At 67.6% G+C, this 20060-nt stretch carries 14 protein-coding genes and 1 pseudogene; 8 read left to right on the top strand and 7 right to left on the bottom strand.

What is annotated here, in order from left to right:
- Positions 1–72: 72 nt before the first annotated feature.
- From ACX12D_RS22050 to ACX12D_RS22040, 3 genes are all read right to left on the bottom strand, one after another.
- On the bottom strand, positions 73–333 hold the full coding sequence (locus tag ACX12D_RS22050; protein ID WP_459375629.1) for a helix-turn-helix domain-containing protein: 261 nt from the start codon (positions 331–333) through the stop codon (positions 73–75).
- On the bottom strand, positions 330–1283 hold the full coding sequence (gene epsC / locus ACX12D_RS22045) for a serine O-acetyltransferase EpsC (RefSeq protein WP_459375628.1): 954 nt from the start codon (positions 1281–1283) through the stop codon (positions 330–332). The genes ACX12D_RS22050 and epsC overlap by 4 nt, the downstream gene beginning before the upstream one ends.
- Before the next feature lie 99 nt (positions 1284–1382).
- Positions 1383–1850, bottom strand: coding sequence for a rhodanese-like domain-containing protein (locus ACX12D_RS22040; protein ID WP_441639719.1), 468 nt, complete (start codon positions 1848–1850; stop codon positions 1383–1385).
- Positions 1851–2153: 303 nt separating this feature from the next.
- On the opposite strand from ACX12D_RS22040, the gene ACX12D_RS22035 reads away from it, so the two are divergent.
- Positions 2154–3005: a class I SAM-dependent methyltransferase gene (locus tag ACX12D_RS22035; protein WP_459375627.1), complete on the top strand. Its 852-nt coding sequence runs from the start codon at positions 2154–2156 to the stop codon at positions 3003–3005.
- Positions 3006–3022: 17 nt separating this feature from the next.
- On the opposite strand, the gene uca is transcribed toward ACX12D_RS22035, so the two are convergent.
- Together uca and atzF are read right to left on the bottom strand one after the other, a co-directional pair.
- Positions 3023–6622: an urea carboxylase gene (gene uca, locus ACX12D_RS22030; protein ID WP_459375626.1), complete on the bottom strand. Its 3600-nt coding sequence runs from the start codon at positions 6620–6622 to the stop codon at positions 3023–3025.
- 13 nt (positions 6623–6635) lie between these two features.
- Positions 6636–8489: an allophanate hydrolase gene (gene atzF, locus ACX12D_RS22025; protein ID WP_459375625.1), complete on the bottom strand. Its 1854-nt coding sequence runs from the start codon at positions 8487–8489 to the stop codon at positions 6636–6638.
- A 337-nt stretch (positions 8490–8826) separates the two neighbouring features.
- On the opposite strand from atzF, the pseudogene ACX12D_RS22020 reads away from it, so the two are divergent.
- A pseudogene (locus ACX12D_RS22020) lies at positions 8827–9187 on the top strand (6-aminohexanoate hydrolase); the annotation flags it as partial.
- A 14-nt stretch (positions 9188–9201) separates the two neighbouring features.
- Here the strand turns inward: ACX12D_RS22020 and ACX12D_RS22015 are convergent.
- On the bottom strand, positions 9202–10188 hold the full coding sequence (locus ACX12D_RS22015) for a LysR substrate-binding domain-containing protein (RefSeq protein WP_459375624.1): 987 nt from the start codon (positions 10186–10188) through the stop codon (positions 9202–9204).
- 146 nt (positions 10189–10334) lie between these two features.
- Between ACX12D_RS22015 and ACX12D_RS22010 the strand changes: the two genes are divergently transcribed.
- The 5 genes from ACX12D_RS22010 to ACX12D_RS21990 all read left to right on the top strand — a co-directional run bounded on the left by ACX12D_RS22010 (position 10335) and on the right by ACX12D_RS21990 (position 17207).
- Positions 10335–11357: a tripartite tricarboxylate transporter substrate binding protein gene (locus ACX12D_RS22010; RefSeq protein ID WP_459375623.1), complete on the top strand. Its 1023-nt coding sequence runs from the start codon at positions 10335–10337 to the stop codon at positions 11355–11357.
- Positions 11358–11363: 6 nt separating this feature from the next.
- Entirely contained in the window at positions 11364–12887 is a 1524-nt protein-coding gene (locus ACX12D_RS22005; RefSeq protein ID WP_459375622.1) for a UxaA family hydrolase, read from the top strand.
- 472 nt (positions 12888–13359) lie between these two features.
- Entirely contained in the window at positions 13360–14844 is a 1485-nt protein-coding gene (locus ACX12D_RS22000) for an NAD-dependent succinate-semialdehyde dehydrogenase (RefSeq protein ID WP_459375621.1), read from the top strand.
- A 46-nt stretch (positions 14845–14890) separates the two neighbouring features.
- Complete coding sequence (hpaI, locus tag ACX12D_RS21995) at positions 14891–15694, top strand: 4-hydroxy-2-oxoheptanedioate aldolase (RefSeq protein WP_459375620.1); 804 nt, start codon at positions 14891–14893, stop codon at positions 15692–15694.
- 112 nt (positions 15695–15806) lie between these two features.
- Positions 15807–17207: an FAD-binding oxidoreductase gene (locus tag ACX12D_RS21990; RefSeq protein ID WP_459376485.1), complete on the top strand. Its 1401-nt coding sequence runs from the start codon at positions 15807–15809 to the stop codon at positions 17205–17207.
- Positions 17208–17266: 59 nt separating this feature from the next.
- Here ACX12D_RS21990 and ACX12D_RS21985 read toward each other — a convergent pair whose 3' ends face one another.
- Positions 17267–18478, bottom strand: coding sequence for an MFS transporter (locus ACX12D_RS21985; RefSeq protein ID WP_459375619.1), 1212 nt, complete (start codon positions 18476–18478; stop codon positions 17267–17269).
- A gap of 93 nt (positions 18479–18571) precedes the next feature.
- Between ACX12D_RS21985 and ACX12D_RS21980 the strand changes: the two genes are divergently transcribed.
- Positions 18572–19966, top strand: a complete 1395-nt coding sequence (locus ACX12D_RS21980) for an aminotransferase-like domain-containing protein (protein ID WP_459375618.1) — start codon at positions 18572–18574, stop codon at positions 19964–19966.
- Positions 19967–20060 lie beyond the last annotated feature (94 nt).

The raw sequence follows: 20060 nt of genomic DNA, 5'->3' as shown, positions 1-20060 counted from the left end.
ATGCTATAGACGGCAATGCGCGTGGATTTGCGCATGAATTTGCGCGTGGTTCGTGTGTATCGGCGGCGATGGCTAGGACCGCGTGCCAGCCACCTGCGCATCACGCAGCGAGACGTGTGCGGCGCCCGATCCGAGCAGCCACGAGATCGGCACGCCCAGCGCCACGGCCAGCTTTTCCACCGTGACGATCGAGGCAATCGCGCTGCCGCGCTCGATCTCGCCGATATACGAGCGGTTCATGCCCGCATGCTCGGCAAGCTCCTCCTGCGACCACGCGTGCGCCTCGCGCAACTGGCGCACGGTGGCGCCCAAAGTCCGCACCAGGTCAGTCATGGCAAGCTCGCCTCGATCACGCGCGGCAGCTCGCTGGCGCCCGGCGTCCTGGCGGTCTCGTTGCGCGATACGGCCTGCGTCACATGGGCGCCGGCGGCGACATCCTGCGTGACCCACACATTGCCGCCGATCACCGCGCCGCGGCCGAGCGTGACGCGGCCAAGGATGGTGGCGCCAGCGTAGATCACCACATCGTCCTCGACGATGGGATGGCGCAGCAGGCCCTTCTCCAGCTTGCCCGTGGCATCGCGCGGAAAGCGCTTGGCGCCGAGCGTCACCGCCTGGTACAGCCGCACGCGCTCGCCGATGATGGTGGTCTCGCCAATCACCACGCCCGTGCCGTGATCGATAAAGAAGCCGCCGCCGATCTGCGCGCCGGGATGGATGTCGATGCCAGTCTCCGCGTGCGCCAGCTCCGCCACGATGCGCGCCAGCAGCGGCAGCCCGAGGCCATAGAGCGCGTGGGCGATGCGGTGATGGATCATGGCCAGGATGCCGGGATAGCAGAGCAGGACTTCATCCACGCTGCCGGCCGCCGGGTCGCCATGGAAGGCGGCGAGCACGTCGCTGTCGAGCAGGCTGCGGATGCGTGGCAACTCGGCGGCGAACTCGCGCACGGCCTTTAGCGCGCGCGCCCTTAGCGCGGCTTCATCGCGTTCGGCATGGCGTGCGGCGTAATGGAACTCCAACCTGGCCTGGGCCAGCAGCCCGTGCAGCGCCGCATCCAATGAATGCGCGATGTAGAGGTTCTCGCTTTCCTGGCGCAAATCGGGCGGCCCCAGCCGCATGGGAAACAGCACACCCTTGAGCGTGGCGACCACCTGCGCCAGCGCATCGCGCGAAGGCAGGTCGCGCCCGCCCGGCTCCAGCAAGCGTTGCTGGCCTTCTCTCCATTGCTGGCGCACCTGCTGCAGGGCGAGCACGATCTCGCCGATCTCGAAGTCAGCCACTGTGGTACTCCCCGTTCTGCGTTGTCCGCGCGATGGTTCGGGCGGCTTGTTGATCGCTATGCTTGTGGATCTCGATTGATGGCCTGCGCCAGCCGCGGCTCAGTCCTGGATCCACGGCAGATCGTGAAAGCGCCAGCCGCCGCTCTTGCCGCGCCGTTGCCGCTCGTCGATCTCGCCTTCGAAGCCTTCGAGCACGTTGAACACATGCGCGATCCCCGCCTTGGTGGCGGCTTCGGCAGCCAGCGCGGAGCGGTTGCCGCTGCGGCACAGCAGCAGCACCACGGCGTGCCTGCCGGTCTTGGCTTCCAGCTCGCGCGCAAAGCGCGGGTTGCGGGTCAGGCTGGTGCCGGTGGCCCAGGGCACGTGCAGGGTATCGGGCACATAGCCGACGAACTTGCGTTCTTCCGCCGTGCGTACGTCGACCAGCACCGCATCGCCGGCGCTGAACAGCGCCCAGGCCTGCTGCGGCGTCACGCGGCCTGCATAAGGCAGGCCGGAGGAACGTGCCACGCCGCGAGCGGCTTCCAGCACGGGATGCTTGATCTTGTCTTCCAATGCGACTGTCATGAAACGCTCTCCTTGCAACATGTTGTCCGCGTGCGGGCTAAGCCGGGCCTGCCCGATGCACGCTTTGTCGTTGACGGCAACCGCCTATAGCCATCACGGCTCAACTATGAAATGGCGCTGCTGGATTGAGAACGAATAAAAACGCATTTCCTAAGACGCTTGCTTGAGGGCGGCACGGGCCAACGCGGCAAAGGCATGGGCCGGCTTGACAAACCGGCCAGGCTGCGTCCAGATTCAGGGGCGGCGATGGATAGCCACCGCTCACCACTTACCACTCAGCACTTACCATCAGCAAGGAATGCCATGACTCCCTCCCCTGCCCGGCGCCGTTTCGTGCGGCACGCCCTGCTGTTGCTGGCCAGCGCTGGCATGTTGGGCAGCGCGGCCAACGCCGCGCCTGCCGCAGGAGACGAAGCACTCGCCGCCGCCATCGCCGGCCCGCAGCGCAGCGCCGCCAACAAGGCCCGCGACGTGTACCGCCATCCGCTGCAAACGCTACGGTTCTTCGGCTTGCAGCCGGACCAGGCGGTGATTGAAATTGCGCCGGGCGGCGGCTGGTACACGGAGATCCTGGCCCCGGTGCTGCGCGACCACGGCAAGCTGTACGCCGCGCACTACGATGTGAGCGCCGCGGATGCCAGCGAGGAAGGCAAGCGTTCAAGGGCAAACTTCGAGAAGAAACTGGCGCAGGATCCGGGCAACTACGGCAAGGTCGCGGTCGGCACACTGCCGGTGCGCGCCTTTACCGATATCGCCCCGCCGGGCGGCGCCGACCTGGTGCTGACCTTTCGCAACATCCACAACTGGATCAAGGACGGCCACCTGGACGACAGCCTGCGCGCCTTCTACGCCGTGCTCAAACCCGGCGGCGTGCTGGGCGTGGAGGAGCACCGGGCCACGCCCGGCACCTCGCTGGAGCAGATGATCGCCACCGGCTACGTCACCGAAGACTACGTCATCGACCACGCCCGCGCGGCCGGCTTTGCGCTCGCCGGGCGCAGCGAGATCAATGTCAACCCGCGCGACAACCACGACCATCCCGATGGCGTGTGGTCGTTGCCGCCGACGTTGCGCGGCGGCGAGCGCGACCGCGCGAGCTTCATGGCCATCGGCGAATCGGACCGCATGACGCTGAAGTTCATCAAGCCGCGCTGAGCCACGCTCCGCGCTTGTCAGGCGATCGACGCCAGGCGGTCGCCCACCTTGATCGCCGAGCCCGCGCGGCAGCGCATGGCCAACAGCGTGCCCGCCACCGGGGCCAGCACGGTCAGCTCCATCTTCATGGCCTCGACCACCAGCAGCGGCTGCCCGGCCCGCACCTGCTCGCCGGGCTGAACCAGCACCTTCCACACGCTGCCGCTCATCTCCGCCATCACGGCATGGCCGTCGTGCTCGTCATGGAGCAAGGCGGCCGGCACTTCGATGGGCGCGGCGTTGGCCTCATGGGCTTTCCAGTGCGCCACCTCCGCGCTGAAGGCCGCCTGCTGCCGCGCCTGGAAGGCGGCAATGCTGTGCGCGCTGTCCACGAGCGACTGGCGGTACGCGGCATGATCGAAGACATCGTGCTCGATGCGCACCGTGGCGCGTCCTTCGCGAAAATCCTCGCGCAGCCGGTCCAGATCCGCCTCGGCCACGGGGTAAAACTGCACCTGGTCGAAAAAGCGCAGCAGCCACGGCGCCCCGGGCGCGAACACCGGGTTCTTGAGGAACTTGTTCCAGATCGGCAGCGTGCGCCCGATCAGCTGGTAGCCGCCCGGGGAGTCCATGCCGTAGATGCACATATAGACCCCGCCGATGCCAACCGTGCCTTCCGCGGTGAAGGTGCGCGCGGGGCTGTACTTGGAGGTGAGCAGCCGGTGGCGCGGGTCAAGCGGCACCGCGCACGGCGCGCCAAGGTAGACATCGCCCAGCCCCAGCACCAGATAGCGCGCCGAGAACGCGATGTCCCGCACCTCGTCGCGATGCGCCAGGCCGTTGATGCGCTGGATGAAATCGACATTGTTCGGCAGCCATGGCGCGTCGGCGCAGACCGTCTCGCGGTAGCGCTGCACGGCATCCAGCGTGGCGCCATCCTCGAAGGCCATCGGCAGGTGCACCACGCGCGTGGGGATCTTCAGCTTGGCCACGTCCGGCAAGCCGGTCTCGATGGCGAGCAGCGCCTCGATCAACGCCGCCTGATGGATGCGCTGGCCGTCATAGCGCACCTGCAGCGAGCGCACGCCGGGCGATAGCTCCAGCACGCCGTCTACCGGCTGCGCCTTGAGCGCCTCCATCATCAGGTACACCCGCAGCCGCAGGCCGATGTCGAGCACGTTCTCGCCGTACTCCAGCAGCAGGTAGCCATCGCCCGCCTGGCGGTAGGCGATGGCCGGGTGATGCCCGCTGGCCGCGCGCCCGGCAAGGATGGCGGTGGAGCACGCCGGCGCCGGCAGCGGCGGCGCACGCGTGACTTGCCGCAGCCCGGCAATGTCCTGGTCCTGCGCCGCCTGCAAGGCGCGCGCGGCATCGAAGCTGATAGGCCGGAAGCGGATCCGGTCGCCCGGCTTGACCTGGCCGACTTTCCACAGCTCGGCCTTGGCGACCGTGACGGGACACACAAAGCCGCCGAGGCTCGGGCCATCATTGGTGAGGATCACCGGGAAGTCCCCGGTGAAGTTGATGGCACCGATTGCGTATTCGCAGTCGTGCACGTTGGATGGGTGCAGCCCCGCCTCGCCGCCGTCGCGCCGCGCCCATTCGGGCCGGGGCCCGATCAGGCGCACGCCAAGGCGGTTGGCGTTGTAGTGCACCTCCCACTCCGTAGCAAAAAAGGTCTCCATGGATGCCGGCGTAAAGAAGTCGGGAGCGCCATGCGGGCCGTGCAGGACCGCGATCTCCCAATGCTGGCCGTAGGCCGGCATCAGTGCCGCGGGTGCGGCCTGCGGCGCCGTCACGGGCGCCTCGATGCCGCTGGCCGCCAGATGTGGCTGGCCCAGCGGGAGCATGTCGCCCAGCCGCAGCGTGCGGCCGGCATGCCCGCCGAACTGCCCGAGCACGAAGGTGGACCGGCTGCCCAGATAGACCGGCACATCGAAGCCATTGCGCACGGCAAGGTAGGTGCGCAAGCCTTGCGTGGCCTTGCCGAGCGCCAGCACCTGTCCCGGGGCTACGCTGATTGGCGCCCAGAACGGGACGTTCATCCCGTCGAGTGTTGCCGTGCAAGGCGCGCCGGCCAGCGCGACCACGGCCGCGCTATGAAAACGCAGGCGCGGCCCCGCCAGCGTGCATTCCAGCCCGGCCGCGCCCGGATGATTGCCAACGATGCGGTTGGCCAGCCGGAAGGCGTAGTCGTCCATCGGCCCGGACGGCGGCACGCCGATATGCCAGTAGCCCATGCGCCCCGGCACGTCCTGGATGCTGGTATAGGTGCCCGGCTCCAGCACCTCGATGACTGCCGGCGCGTAGGGAAAACTGTCGAGCATGCGCGTGAAGGCGCGGCCCGCGGTGAACTCGGGCGAGTCGACGATCTGGCGCAGGTAGTCCAGGTTGGTGGCGATGCCGCGGAGCCGCGTAGCGGCCAGCGCTGCCGAGAGCCTTGCGCGCGCGGCTTCGCGGGTGGGGCCGTGGACGATCAGCTTGGCCAGCAGCGGATCGTAAAAGGCGGACACCTCCGTGCCGGCCTCGACCCAGCCGTCGACGCGCACGCCTTCCGGAAACGCCACCTCGGTCAGCGTGCCCGGCGAGGGCTGGAACTGCTTGAGCGGATCCTCCGCATAGAGCCGCACCTCCATGGCCGCGCCCTGGGGCGGGCGGGAGATGGCATCCCAGTCCAGCGCATCGCCCGCGGCCACCTTCAGCATGCAGGCGACCAGGTCCAGCCCGGTGACCAGCTCGGTCACGGGATGCTCCACCTGCAGCCTGGTATTGACCTCCAGGAAGTAGAAATCCTCCCGCTCCACGTCGTAGATGAACTCCACCGTGCCGGCAGACCGGTAGCGCACCGATTCGCCCAGCTGGATCGCGGCCTGGTGCAGCGCGTGGCGCGTGGCCTCGCTCAAGTGGGGCGCCGGGGTTTCCTCCACCACCTTCTGGTTGCGGCGCTGCGTGGAGCAATCCCGCTCGCCCAGCGCCACCACGCGGCCCGCGCCATCGCCAAAGATCTGCACCTCGATATGCCGCGCGCGGTCCAGGCAGCGCTCGATGAAGGCGCCGCCATCCTTGAAGAACTGCTCGCCCAGCCGTTGCACGCTGTCAAAAGCCGCGCCCAGCTCGGCGTCATCGGCGCAACGCGACAGGCCGATGCCGCCCCCGCCGGCCGTGCTCTTGAGCATGACGGGATAGCCGATGCGCGCGGCCTCCCGCAGGGCCTCTTCCACGCTGGAGAGCAGGCCGGTGCCGGGCGTCATCGGCACCCCCGCTTCGGCCGCCAGCTCGCGCGCCCGGTGCTTGCGCCCGAACTCGCGGAGCTGGTGCGGCGTCGGGCCAATGAACACCAGTCCCGCCGCCTCGCAGGCCTCGGCAAACTCCGCGCTCTCCGACAGAAAGCCGTAGCCCGGAAACACGGCTTGCGCACCGGTATCCAACGCAGCTTGCAGCACGCGCTCGGCCACCAGGTAGCTATCCGCCGCACGCTCGCCACCCAGCGGCACGGCCACATCGGCCAGCCGGGCATGCGCGGCATTGCGATCGGCATCCGAATACACGGCCACGCTCTTGATCCCCAGGGCACGCAAGGTGCGAATGGCGCGCACGGCGATCTCGCCACGATTGGCGATCAGTACGGTGTGGAACATCGGCGCTCCCGGATCAGTTCGCGCTGGCGTTTGCACTGGCGAGATAAGCGCGCCAGCCGCCAAATGCCGTGATATCGCGGGCGCCTTCCAGGCCCCGGGGCTCGCAGATGAACCCGGTGACCTGGCGGCCGTCTTCCAGCAGCAGCTTGCCGATGCCAAGGGGCGTGGGAATCTCCGCGACGAAGGCGCCAAAGCTGGCCAGTGGCACATCCCAGAGCTCGACTTCGATCGGCGCGCCCTGCCCCGTGCCGATATGCACCAGCCCGGGCTTGGGCGGGATCGAGTCCGCCAGCGCATAAAGCCGGTAGCACGGCGCCGTGCGGCAAGCCTCCACAAAGGCCGCGTGGCGCGTGAGCAGTTGATGGTTAAGCGGCATGCCGCTAAGGTGGGCGCCGACCACGGCCAGCCGCACCGACCCCGGCGTGACCGGCGTGGCGCGCTGTGCGCCAACGGGACAAGCCCGCCCGGTGGCGCCCAGCGGCAACGCTTGCGCCGCCTGCCACTGCCGGCCAAGACGGGCCAGCGCGCGGTCCGACCAGGCCGGGGCAATCAGCGTGATGCCCGCCGGCAGGCCATCCTCGCGCGCACCGGCCGGCAGCGCCAGCGCCGACAGGTCGGCCAGGTTGGTGAAATTGGTATAGGTGCCAAGCCGCGCGTTCAGGCGGATCGGATCGTCTTGCACGGCGGCCAGCGTATAGATCGACGGCGCGCTCGGCACCACCAGCGCATCGACCTTTGCCAGCGCCAGGTGGATAGCACGGGTCAGCGCCGCGCGCTGGTACTCGGCGCCAAACGCGTCCATCGCGCTATAGCGGCCCGCTTCCTCGACGATGACGCGAACGACCGGATCGATGGCTTCCGGCTGGCAGGCGTGAAGCTGGCTCAACGCCAGGAAGCGTTCGGCCACCCATGGCCCCTGGTAGAGCAGCGCGGCCAGCTCGGCGAATGGCGAAAAATCAATCGGCACCAGCTTGGCGCCCATGGCCTGCAAGTCCGCCTGCGCTTGCTTGAAACTGGCCTGCGCCTGCGTATCGCCAAAGAACACCAGCTCATCGGGAATGCCCAGCACGGGCGATGGCGCCAGCGCGGCAGGCGCGCTCTGCGGATAGGTGCGCGAGTAAGGATCGTCGTGGTCGAAGCCGCCGGCGATCTCCGCCACCAGCGCGGCATCGTCGACCGTCAGCGCAAACACGGAGACGCAGTCCAGCGTGCGGCAAGCCGGCACCACGCCGGCGCTGGAGAGCCAGCCCCGGGTGGGCTTGAGGCCCACGATATTGTTGAATGCCGCGGGAATGCGCCCCGAGCCCGCCGTATCGGTCCCGAGTGAGAACGGCACCCAGCCGCGCGCCACCGAAGACGCCGAGCCCGAACTGGAGCCGCCGCTGACATATGCCGCATCGAAGCTGTTAGGCACCGCGCCGTAAGGCGAACGCACGCCCACCAGGCCGGTGGCGAACTGATCCAGGTTAGCCTTGGCCACCACGATGGCCCCGGCCGCGCGCAGCCGCGCCACCGCGCCGGCATCGCGCTCGGCCACATGCGCAAACGCGGGACACGCCGCCGTGGTGGGCCACCCCGCCACGTCGATGTTGTCTTTCACCACGAACGGCACGCCGTAGAGGGGAAACCCATCGAGCTTGCCGCCCGCTTCTTCGACGCGCGCCGCCAGCGCAGCCAGCTGGGCCTGCAACCGCGCCGCATCCAGGCGCGCGATCCACGCCGGGTCCGCTGCGTCCAGCGCCAGGAACGGCGCCAGCGCGTCCGCGGGCGAGGCGCCTTGCGTTCTGTAGAGCTGTTGCCAGTCAGGCAGGGTTCGGCAACTGCCGAGGCTGGCGGCGGATGGGCGCAGAGGCGTCTTGCTGGTCATCGCTTGTATCCCACGTTGTATACATGAAGGCGTTGCAGACCAACAAAGCAGGAGACATGCCATGTAAGACAAAAAACAAATGCTTCTTACATCTCCAGGGAATCGGGGAAATCGGGATCAGGGCGCCTGCGCGGGCCGAAGGCGCATGCGCGGCACGCACCCGTGCCGCACCATGGGTCGGCGCGGGCGGGGCTAAATCAGTGCCAGCCGGCAGGACGACGCCGCAATGTGGTGCGTCGCCCCGGCGGCTTAGAACCGCACGCGAAGGCTGCCGACCAGCGCGTGCTCCCGCACCTGCGAAGCCAGTTGCCCGCGGTAGCTCACGCCAACGCTGACACGCGACCTGACGCGCTTTGGCGGGATGCTGCGCAACAACGGCAAGTTCAACGGACAGCAGATCCTGCCCAAGGCGGTGGTCGATGACATCCGCGGCGGCGGCGACAAGGCCGCGTTTGCCAAGGCCGGCTAGCCGCTGCTCCAAGGCGGCAGCTATCGCGACATGTGGTGGGTCACCCAACGAGCATGGCGCCTACATGGCTCGCGGCGTGCATGGCCAGCGCATTTATATCGACCCGAAGGCCGAGATGGTGATCGTGCGCTACGCATCGAACCCGGTCGCCGGCAATGCCGCCAACGACCCGACGACGATCCCGGCGTTTCACGCGCTGGCGAAGTACCTGCTGGCCACGCCGCGCTGATCGCGGCGGGCTGGCTATTTCGCGCGCCGCGGCGCGCGCGCCGGCTTTTTCGCTCCGGCCGGCGGCGTGGCCAATTGCCCCGCCGCCGCGCGCAGGCATTCGACCAGCTGGATGCTGCTGGGCGTGGGCCGCCCCTCCCGCAGTGTGATCACGCCCACCGGCGGCAGCTCCAGCGCAACGTCCATCGGCAGGACATGGAAGCGGCCTTCCCGCTCGAACTGCTGCCCCACCGACCTGGCCAGGAAGCCCACGGCATCTAGCTGGGAGACGAAGGTGGTGATGGCAAGGTAGGACGACGACTCGATCAGGTCGGTTGGCGGCTGCAGGCCGTGGCGGTAGAACTCCTGTTCGATCTTGACCCGTAGCGAGGCCCATGGCGGCGGCACCACGCAAGGCATGCCGGCCAGGTCGGCCCAGCCCGGTGCACGCTGGCTTGCCAGCGCGTGGCCGCTGCGCACCACCGCCACCATCGGCTCGTTATAGAGCGGCTCGGTAATGAGGTCCGGTGCGGCGTAGCCAGGCTCCAGCCGCCCCACGATCAGGTCCAGTTCGCTGATGCGCAGCTTGGGCAGCAGGTGGGGCAGGTCGCCCTCCTCCACCAGCACGGTGGCCTGGGCCGAGCGCTGCTTGAGCAGGCCCACGGCTTGCGCCAGCAGCACCGGCAGGGCCGCGCCCATCGATCCCACCCGGATGCGCCCGGCGGCGCCGCTGGCCTCCGCGGCGATCTCGTCGCGCGTGCGCTCGTATTGCGCCAGCACCGAGCGGGCAAAACGCACCAGCGACGCGCCCGCCGGCGTGGGCTCGGTGCCGCGCGTGGAACGCGTGAAGAGCGTCAGGCCCAGCGTCTTCTCCACCTCGGTGAGCATCTTGGAGACGGCTGGCTGGCTGACGGAGAGGAACTCGGCGGTGTGGCCGAGATGGCGGAACTCGTCCAGCGCCACCACCAGTTGCAGGTGACGCAGCTTGATATTGGAGCGCAGGGCGCGGTCGATCTGGGGCATGGCGCGATTCTACTTAACTTTAAGGTTATGAAGCCATTCCGATGATTGATTGGATTGTTATGAACGGCTTTGCCACAATCCAGCCTGACCGGTGGACATTGCCACCAGCCCATGACTCCAATAACGACACCCTGCGAGGACGACACATGACCGCACCCCACGGCATCAACCACGGGCGGCGCCGACTGCTCATCAGCGGCGCCGCTGCCGCCACGGCTGCGACGGCGGGTAGTGCCGGCCTGTTGCTGCCGTGCCTCGCACGTGCCGCCGACTATCCGGACCGGCCCATCACCTTCATCTGCCCGTGGCCCGTCGGCGGCACCGCGGACCAGTCCATGCGCGCGCTGTGCCAGGTGGCGTCGGGCGTACTCAAGCAATCCATCGTGGTGGAAAACCGCGCCGGCGCATCGGGCATGATCGGCACCAAGGCACTGGCCCGCGCCAAGCCGGACGGCTACACCATCGGCCAGGTGCCGATCTCGGTGACGCGCTTCTCGCAGCTCGGCATGCTGCAGCTGGACCCGCGCAGCGAGCTGACCTACCTGGCGCGCACCTCCGGCCAGACCTTCGGCATCGCGGTGCCGGCGAACTCGCGCTTCAAGTCGCTCAAGGACGTCGTGGCGGAAGCCAAGGCGCATCCCGGCAAGCTCACCTATGCGCATGCCGGCATCGGCGGCGCCACCCACGTGGGCATGGAGGAATTCGCGCAGGCCGCCGGCGTGCGCTTCAATGCCATCGCCTACAAGGGCGGCGCGCAGGCCTTGCAGGACGTGCTCGCCGGGCAGGTCGACCTGCTGGCCGATTCCAGCTCCTGGGCGCCCCACGTGGAAGCCGGCAAGCTGCGCCTGCTGGCCACCTGGGGCGACCAGCGCACGCCGCGCTTCAAGGACACGCCGACGCTCAAGGAACTGGGCTACAACGTGGTGGTGGAAGCGCCCAACGGCATCGGCGCGCCCGTCGGCCTGGATCCCGCGGTGGAAAAGAAGCTGCGCGACGCCTTCCGCCAGGCCGTGGCCAGCAAGGAATTCCAGCAGGTCGCGGCCCGCATCGACGCGCCGGTGATGTACCTGGACGGCCCGGAATACAAGCGCTACATCAGCACGGTGTACGACCAGGAAACCCACCTGATCCAGCGCCTCAAGCTTAAAGAACTGCTGCAACAAGGCTGACCCAACGTGAACTCCGCCGCCCTGATCCGCCTGCATGCGAACGACAACGTCCTGATTGCCCGGGACGCCCTGAGCCTTGGCCAGAGCCTGCCTGAACTGGGTCTGCGCGTGCGCGCCCAGGTGCCAGCGGGGCACAAGATTGCCGCCTGCGCCATTGCCAAGGGCACCCAGATCCGCAAGTTCGACACCGTGATCGGCGTGGCCGAGCGCGACATCGAGGCCGGCGATCACGTGCATTCGCACAACCTGGCGCTGGTGGATTTCTATCGCGACCCGGGGTTCTGCCAGGACGTGCGGCCGGTGGACTATGTGCCGGAGGCCGAGCGCGCCACCTTCATGGGGTTCGTGCGGCCCGACGGCCGCGTTGGCACGCGCAACTTCATCGGCATTTTGTCGTCGGTGAACTGCTCGGCCACGGTGATCCGGCATATCGCGGACCACTTCACGCCCGAGCGCATGGCGCCCTATCCCAATGTGGACGGCGTGGCCGCCTTCGCGCAAAGCAGCGGCTGCGGCATGTCCTCGCCCAGCGAGCACTTCGACGTGCTGCGGCGCACGCTGGCGGGCTATGCGCGCCACCCCAACCTGGCCGGCGTGCTGATCGTGGGCCTGGGCTGCGAGCGCAACCAGGTAGCGGGCCTGATGGAGTCGCAAGGCCTGGTGCCCGGCAGCCACGTGCGCACCATGGTCATGCAGGACAGCGGCGGCACGGCGGCCACCATCCAGGCCGGCATCCGCGCCATCGAGGCCATGCTGCCCGGCGCCAATACCGCCACGCGCCAGCCCGTGCCCGCCAGCCACCTGAAGATCGGCCTGGAATGCGGTGGCTCCGATGGCTTCTCCGGCATCAGCGCCAACCCGGCGCTCGGCGCGGCCATGGACATCCTGGTGCGCCACGGCGGCACCGCCATCCTGTCGGAAACCCCCGAGATCCATGGCGTGGAATACATGCTCACGCGCCGCGCCGTCACGCCGGAAGTCGGCCAGAAACTGCTGGACCGCCTGGCCTGGTGGGAGCGCTACACCGCCGGCCAGAACGCCCAGTTCAACGGCGTGGTCGGCCACGGCAACCAGCAAGGCGGCCTCGCCAACATCTTCGAGAAGTCGCTCGGCTCCGCCATGAAAGGCGGCACCACGCCGCTGCAGGCCGTCTATGAATATGCCGAGCCCATCGAGCAAGCCGGCTTCGTCTTCATGGACTCCCCCGGCTACGATCCCGTCGCCGCCACCGGCCAGATCGCCAGCGGCGCCAACCTGATCTGCTTCACCACCGGGCGCGGGTCAATGTTCGGCTCCAAGCCAGCGCCGACCATCAAGCTAGCGAGCAATACGCCAATGTACACGCGGCTCGAAGGCGATATGGACATCAACTGCGGGCTGGTGCTGGACGGCGAATTGACCGTGGACGAGATGGGCCAGCGGATTTTTGAACATATCCTGGACGCGGCCTCTGGGCGACCGACCAAGAGCGAGGCGCTAGGGCTGGGCAACAACGAGTTCGTGCCCTGGCATCTGGGAATTGTCAGTTAGAAAGCCTTGCGGTTTGGAACCATCACGCAGTAGCGAACGCCCGCCCTCTCCCCCGGCCCCTCTCCCACAAGTGGGAGAGGGGAGCCAACCGGCGCGGCCAGTGCCTCGATTTAGCCGTGTGACTCGCCCCCAAGGCGGGGAACACCCCAGCGCGATGCGAAGCGAGCCGTCAAGGTTTACCTAAGCCGTATGGGGCGCCTCGGGATTCGGCGAAAAGAGCGGAAAAGAGGGACCCATGTCTGAGTATCGCCTTAAGGCGATGCGAGTTTGGGTCCCGGCCGCTCTTTTCGCCGAAGCCCGAGGAGGTAGTCGCCCCATCCGGCGCGCCTTTTTTGCCTACTTTTTTGGCAAGACAAAAAAGTAGGTCGCCGCCCCGCAGGGGTGGTGAAACTGCAGTTGCCTTTGACGTTAAGCAGTTGCAGTCGCCCTTGAATTCAAGCAGTCGCAGCCCCCCCACCGGCAACCCAAAACCATGACATCCACCCCACTCCCCCTAACCCACCCAGCCCTGCTCCGCACCAGCAACCTAATCGGCCAAGAGTGGTCAGCCGCCCACACCGGCCACCGCCTGGATGTCACCAACCCTGCCACCAACACCATCTTCGCCTCGGTCCCAGACAGCAGCACCCAGGATGCCATCCAGGCAGCCGATGCCGCAGCAGCTGCCTTCCCCGCCTGGAGCCGCCGCACCGCCCGCGACCGCGCGCAGATCATCAAGCGCTGGCACGCCCTGATCCTCGAACACCAGGAAGACCTGGCCCAGATCATCTCCACCGAACAAGGCAAGCCCATCAAGGAAGCCCGCGGCGAAGTGCTGTACGGCGCGTCCTACGTAGAGTGGTTCGCAGAGGAAGCCACCCGCATCAGCGGCGAGATCGTCGCCGAGTCCGTACCCGGGCGCAAGATGCTGGTGCTCAAGGAACCGGTTGGCGTGGTAGCCGCCATCACGCCGTGGAACTTCCCGCTCGCCATGATCGCGCGCAAGATCGCGCCCGCGCTGGCCGCCGGCTGCACGGTGGTGGCCAAGCCGGCGGAAGACACCCCGCTGACCGCACTGGCGCTGGTCTACCTGGCGCAGCAAGCCGGCCTGCCTGCCGGCGTGCTGAACATCGTCACCGCTTCGCGCGCCAATACGCCCGCCGTGGTCGATGCCTGGCTGGCCGACAGCCGCGTGCGCAAGATCACCTTCACCGGCTCCACGCCGGTGGGCAAGCACCTGGCCCGCGAATCCGCCGGCACGCTGAAGAAACTGTCGCTGGAGCTCGGTGGCAATGCGCCGTTCATCGTGTTCGACGACGCGGACGTCGATGCCGCCGTCGATGGCCTGATGGCCTCCAAGTTCCGCAACGGGGGCCAGACCTGCGTCTGCCCGAACCGCGTCTACGTACAGGCTGGCGTGCACGACTATTTCGTCGCGCGCCTGTCGCTGCGGGTGGCCGCGCTGCAGGTCGGGCCCGCCACCGACGACGCGTCGCAGATCGGCCCCATGATCAACGCACGCGCCGTGGAAAAGATTGCCCGCCATGTGGCGGACGCCGTCGCCAAGGGCGCCGTGGTGATGACCGGCGGCGAACGCGTGCGCCTGGCGGACGGCCCGCACTACTACGCGCCCACCGTGCTCACGAACGCCACGCCGCAAATGGCGCTGTCGTGCGAAGAAACGTTTGGCCCGGTAGCGGCCGTGTTCCGCTTCACCGATGAAGCCGAAGTGATCCGCGACGCCAACGACACGCCCTTCGGCCTGGCCGCCTACTTCTACTCCAATGACGTGCGCCGCATCTGGCGCGTGGCGCAGGCGCTGGAAACGGGCATTGTCGGCGTCAATGAAGGGGCCATCGCCTCGGAGGCCGCGCCCTTCGGCGGCGTCAAGGAATCCGGCTACGGGCGCGAGGGCTCGCGCCACGGGCTGGACGACTACATGCACACCAAATATATTTGCCAGGGACTGCTCGGCTAAGACCCGGTGGCATCCCATCCACGCCCACGACATTCTTCGGAACACCATGCCCGCACAAAACGCATTCAAGGCCGCGCTGGCGGCCAGCCAGCCGCAGATCGGCCTGTGGCTCTCGATGGCATCGCCTTATCTCGCCGAAGTCTCGGCCACGGCCGGCTTCGACTGGCTGCTGATCGACGGCGAGCACGCGCCCAACGACCTGCGCGGCACCCTGAACGCGCTGCAGGCGATCGCCCCGTACCGCTCGCAACCGGTGGTGCGGTGCGTAGCCGGCGAAGTCCCGCTGATCAAGCAGTTGCTGGATATCGGCGCGAAGAACCTGCTGGTGCCGATGGTGGATACCGCCGAGCAAGCCGCCGCGCTGGTATGCGCCACCCGCTACCCGCCGCAGGGCATGCGCGGTGTGGGCAGCGCCGTGGGCCGTGCCTCGCAGTGGAGCGCGCGCGCCGACTACCTGGACGTGGCCGACGATGAGATCTGCCTGCTGGTGCAGGCCGAAACCGTGAAGGCCCTGGCGAACCTGGAAGCCATCTGCGCTGTCGACGGCGTCGACGGCGTCTTTATCGGCCCCGCCGACCTGGCCGCCTCCATGGGCCATCGCGGCAACCCGGGCCACCCCGAGGTGCAGGCCGCCATCGAAGGTGCCATGCGCACCATCGTCGCCAGCGGCAAGGCCGCGGGCACGCTGACCTCCGACCCCAAGCTGGCGCGCCGCTACCTGGATCTGGGCTGCACCTTCGTGGCGACAGGCGTGGATGTGCTGCTCTATGCCGGCGCGGCACGCCGGCTGGCCGCGGACTTCATCGGCACCGGCGCCGCGCCCGCGGCAGGGCCATCTGCCGCATACTGATGCCCGCCACCGCAATCACAGAACACGACCGAACACGACAAAGCACGCCAACATGCCGACTGAATCCCACACCGCCCCTGCCACCGTCGCCACCAGCGCCACCCTGGCCGCAATGCAAGCCATCGTCGGCGCCGGCGCCTGCCTGAGCGGCGACGCCGACACCGAGTCCTACGTCACGGACTACCGCCGCATCTATCGCGGCAAGGCCCAGGTGGTGGTCATGCCCTCCACCACCGAACAGGTCAGCCAGGTCATGGCCTGGTGCCACGCGCACAACGTGCCGGTGGTGCCGCAAGGCGGCAATACCTCGCTGATGGGCGGCGCGGTGCCCGACGACAGCGGCACCGCGGTGCTGCTCAGCCTGGGCCGCATGAACCGCGTGCTGGCCGTGGACACCATCAACGACACCATGACGGTGCAGGCCGGCGTCACGCTCAACGCGGCCCGCACCGCGGCCGAGCAGGAGCAGCGCTTGTTCCCGCTGCGCATCGGCTCGGAAGGTTCCTGCCAGATTGGCGGCAACCTGGCCACCAACGCAGGCGGCACCGCCGTGCTGCGCTACGGCAATATGCGCGACCTGGTGCTGGGCATCGAGGCCGTGCTGCCCGATGGCCGCATCTACTCGTCGCTGCGCGGCCTGCGCAAGGACAACACCGGCTACGACCTCAAGCAACTCTTCGTCGGCTCGGAAGGCACGCTCGGCATCATCACGGCGGCCGTGCTCAAGCTGATGCCGCAGCCGCGCGCCAATGCCGTGGCCTTCGTGGCCGTGCAAAGCCCCGAAGCCGCGGTGCGCCTGCTTGGCGTGGCCAAGCAGCACGGCGGCCAGGCCGTCACCGCGTTCGAGCTGATCTCGGCGCCCGCGCTGGAGCTGGTGCTCGAATACCTGGGCGACGTAGCCTCGCCGCTGCCGGCGCGGCACGACTGGATGGTGCTGATCGAGCTGACCTCCGGCGGCAGCGACGAAAGCCTCAACGCCACGCTGATGGAAATCCTCGAAGCCGGGCTGGCGCAAGAACTGGTGCTGGACGCCGCGGTGGCCGCCAGCCTGGCCGACGCCCAACGCTTCTGGCGCATCCGCGAGGAAATCTCGGACGCGCAGACCCGCACCGGCGGCAGCATCAAGTGCGATGTGTCGGTGCCGCTGTCGCGCATCGCCGCGTTTATCGGCGACGCCTCGGCCAAGGTGCTGGCACTGGAGCCCGCCGCGCGCATGGTGATCTACGGCCATATGGGCGACGGTAACGTGCACTTCAACCCGCTGCGCCCCAAGGACCGCAGCGCCGCGGACTTCCTCGGCCAGTGGTACGCGCCGATCTCCGAGGCGGTGGACACGCTGGCTCACGCGGAAAACGGCTCGATCTCCGCCGAGCACGGCATTGGCGTCGCCAAGCGCGACGACCTGAAGCGCTACAAATCGCCGGTGGAGCTGGAGCTGATGTGGCAGGTCAAGCGGGCGCTGGATCCGAAGAACCTGCTCAATCCCGCCAAGATGCTGCCAAGGCTGGACTGACGTAAAGCGGGAAACGGGAAGCGGGAAGCGGGAAACGGGAAACGGGAAGCGGCGGCCCATCAATGCGAAACGCTCTCATTGATCATCCGCCGCTTCCCGTGCGGGCTGGCCATGGAAAGCGCGAGCAAAACGGTCGCCACAATGATTACGCCGTCGAAGATCCAGAGCGCCGAATGCACGCCGACCCGATCCGCCAGCGCGCCGCTCGCGATGACCGGCACGCTGAATCCGAAATACGCGAAAAGGAAATAGCCGGAAGTTGCCCGAGCCCGGTTGGCGTCGGTGGAACAGGTTGAATTCGCGGCGAGTCCTGCGAGATAGGTAAAGCCGTAGCAAGCCGCGCTCGCGAGCATCGCGCCTGACAGCAGCAACGGCAGCGACGAGAAGACGACGCCCGCGATCAATACGGTGAAGCCGCAGGGTACGAGCAGCATGCCCAGGCGCAACGAGCGCGGAGGCGATAGCTTGCGCGCCACGGGCTGGACAACGAGTCCGGTTGAAATCACGAAGAAGGTGGAAAACCCCGTCCACGCATCGTGCCCATGCGCGGCGAGCGCCACCGGGACCAGCGCAATCACCATCCCGACCGCCGACCAGGCAATGAGAATCGCAACGCTATAGATGAGCGTCTGCCTGGGAAAGACGGGCATGCGAAGCCACGCCGACGAACGCGGGAACGATGGCTCCCGGATCATGGCGAGCAAAGCCACCCCGCAAGCGGCGCAAAGTAGGTAAGCACCATAGGTCACGGGGGGCTGTTGAGACGGCGCCGCCAGGAGACAGAGGCCGGTCGCCAGCGCGCCGCAGCCGAAGCCCAGCGAGGTGGCCGCCGCGACGATGCGCGCGGCCCGCGCAGCCGCCGCTGGCCGCGGCCCGATCAACTCGACAAGGAACTGTGTGCCGCTGCCAGCCATCAGTCCGGTCGCGATGCCGCACAATCCGCGTGCCGCGGCCAGCGCCTCTAGCCGGGGCCACATCATCGGCAACGCGGTTGCCGCGGATGTCAGCAGCAGTGCGCCGATCAAAGACAATTTCCGCCCCACGCGATCCGATAGCCCGCCAAGGAAAATCAGCGTGGGCACCAATCCGGCCACATAACAAGCGAAGGCAAGCGTCTGCGCCCCCGCGCCCATCTGGCTTGCCCGTGCGTAAGTCGTGTAAAGCGGCGCCTGCAGATTCACCGCACCGGTAATCAGGAACAGCGTCAGGGCCACCACCCGGACGGGCCATAGGCCCGCCTTCGCGGTGGAACGGACCAGGGGATCAAGCATGGGTTCGTGGGCAAGGGATCGAGGGGGCTTAGTATTGCCCCCCATGGATATTAGTGCAATAATTTCATTGCACTAATATCAATCCAAGAAACGATGGCAGCCCCTGCGCGATACCTGGAACACGTTGAAAGACTTGCGTCGCTGATACAGGATGGCTCGCTCGAAGCGGGCAGCCGGTTGATGGCCCATCGCGATTACGCGGACGAACATGGCATCGCCGCCGCGACCGCTGCCCGTGTTTATCGGGAGCTCATTGAGCGCGGACTGGCGATTGGCGAAGTTGGGCGGGGTACCTTTGTCCGCACACTGGAGACACAGGCCGCTGCCGAGTTCTCTCAAATCAGCGAACGCGAGCCCGGCCTGATCGACCTGGCATTCAACTATCCGGTCCTGCCTGAGCAAGCCGCACAGTTGCGTCATGCGCTGCGCAATCTCTCCGACAAGGGGGACCTGTCGACCCTGCTCGACTATCACCCGCATCCGGGGCGTCGCGAAGACAGGGAGATGGCGGCAAAATGGTTCTCCACCGCCAGCGCGCCGATCGATGCCGCGGGCATCATGGTCTGTGGCGGCAGCCAGCACGCCCTGAGCGTCATTCTGGCAAGCCTTGTCACGCGGCGTGATCTGGTTGCCGTGGAATCCCTGACCTACCCCGGTTTCAAGAGCGCGGCGAAACTGTTGGGCATCCCCTTGGTCGGCGTACCCATCGACGACGACGGCATCGTGCCGGAGTCCCTCGATGCGGTTTGCCGCAAGCATGCAGGCCGGGTGCGCATCGTCTACACGATGCCCACGGTTCACAATCCCACCGGGAGCGTGATGCCGCTCGCGCGCAGGCTCGCCTTGATCGAGGTTGCGCGTCGCCACGGCTTGCTACTGGTCGATGACAGCGTGTACGGCTTTCTCGAAGCTTCGCCTCCGCCAACGCTGCGCAGCCTGGCGCCAGATTGCGTGATCGAGATTCACAGCCTGTCGAAGAGCGCGGCCCCAGGGTTGCGAGTCGGCTATATGGTCGCACCCGAGCGGCTCAGGGACCGGCTCCATGAGGGACTTCGCGCCACGTTGTGGTCCGCGAGCGCCATGACAGCCGCACTGGCCACCGCATGGATGCGGGATGGCACGCTGGCGCACTGGATCGTGGCGAAGCGCATTGAGGCGCGCTTGCGGCAAGACCTCGCGCGGCGCATCCTCGGGGCGTGGCCCATCAAGGCGCACCGCACCAGCTTTCATCTTTTGCTCGACCTGCCGAAACACTGGAGACCTGATGACCTCGTCGTTGCGTTGGCACGGCAAGGTGTGACAATCACACCCCTGGCCGCCTTTGCCGCGCCGGATATGCCGGCAAGCCGTACGATAAGAATCGCCATGGCGGCGCCTGCCACAGCCCGGCAACTGGAAGCCGGACTCCTGGCCGTGGCGCAGACGTTGAACGGACCACGCCAGGGTGACGCGTTGCAGACGGCCAGGAACGCGCGCCCGAGCCCATGACGCGGACCGCGATGTGATAGCGCGCGTGCATCTACGGTCAACGGTGGCTCATGGCTCATGGCTCGTGGCTCGTGGCTCGTGGCTATTGGCTATG

Source organism: Cupriavidus sp. PET2-C1 (genome assembly GCF_054515855.1).
This window is presented reverse-complemented; position numbering and strand designations above follow the sequence as displayed.

What these genes read in the sequence shown, in the direction of transcription:
- ACX12D_RS22050 (WP_459375629.1), bottom strand. Translation starts at nt 333, where the DNA reads ATGACTGACCTGGTGCGGACTTTGGGCGCCACCGTGCGCCAGTTGCGC.
- ACX12D_RS22040 (WP_441639719.1), bottom strand. Translation starts at nt 1,850, where the DNA reads ATGACAGTCGCATTGGAAGACAAGATCAAGCATCCCGTGCTGGAAGCC.
- ACX12D_RS22035 (WP_459375627.1), top strand. Translation starts at nt 2,154, where the DNA reads ATGACTCCCTCCCCTGCCCGGCGCCGTTTCGTGCGGCACGCCCTGCTG.
- uca (WP_459375626.1), bottom strand. Translation starts at nt 6,622, where the DNA reads ATGTTCCACACCGTACTGATCGCCAATCGTGGCGAGATCGCCGTGCGC.
- atzF (WP_459375625.1), bottom strand. Translation starts at nt 8,489, where the DNA reads ATGACCAGCAAGACGCCTCTGCGCCCATCCGCCGCCAGCCTCGGCAGT.
- ACX12D_RS22015 (WP_459375624.1), bottom strand. Translation starts at nt 10,188, where the DNA reads ATGCCCCAGATCGACCGCGCCCTGCGCTCCAATATCAAGCTGCGTCAC.
- ACX12D_RS22010 (WP_459375623.1), top strand. Translation starts at nt 10,335, where the DNA reads ATGACCGCACCCCACGGCATCAACCACGGGCGGCGCCGACTGCTCATC.
- ACX12D_RS22000 (WP_459375621.1), top strand. Translation starts at nt 13,360, where the DNA reads ATGACATCCACCCCACTCCCCCTAACCCACCCAGCCCTGCTCCGCACC.
- hpaI (WP_459375620.1), top strand. Translation starts at nt 14,891, where the DNA reads ATGCCCGCACAAAACGCATTCAAGGCCGCGCTGGCGGCCAGCCAGCCG.
- ACX12D_RS21990 (WP_459376485.1), top strand. Translation starts at nt 15,807, where the DNA reads ATGCAAGCCATCGTCGGCGCCGGCGCCTGCCTGAGCGGCGACGCCGAC.
- ACX12D_RS21985 (WP_459375619.1), bottom strand. Translation starts at nt 18,478, where the DNA reads ATGCTTGATCCCCTGGTCCGTTCCACCGCGAAGGCGGGCCTATGGCCC.
- ACX12D_RS21980 (WP_459375618.1), top strand. Translation starts at nt 18,572, where the DNA reads ATGGCAGCCCCTGCGCGATACCTGGAACACGTTGAAAGACTTGCGTCG.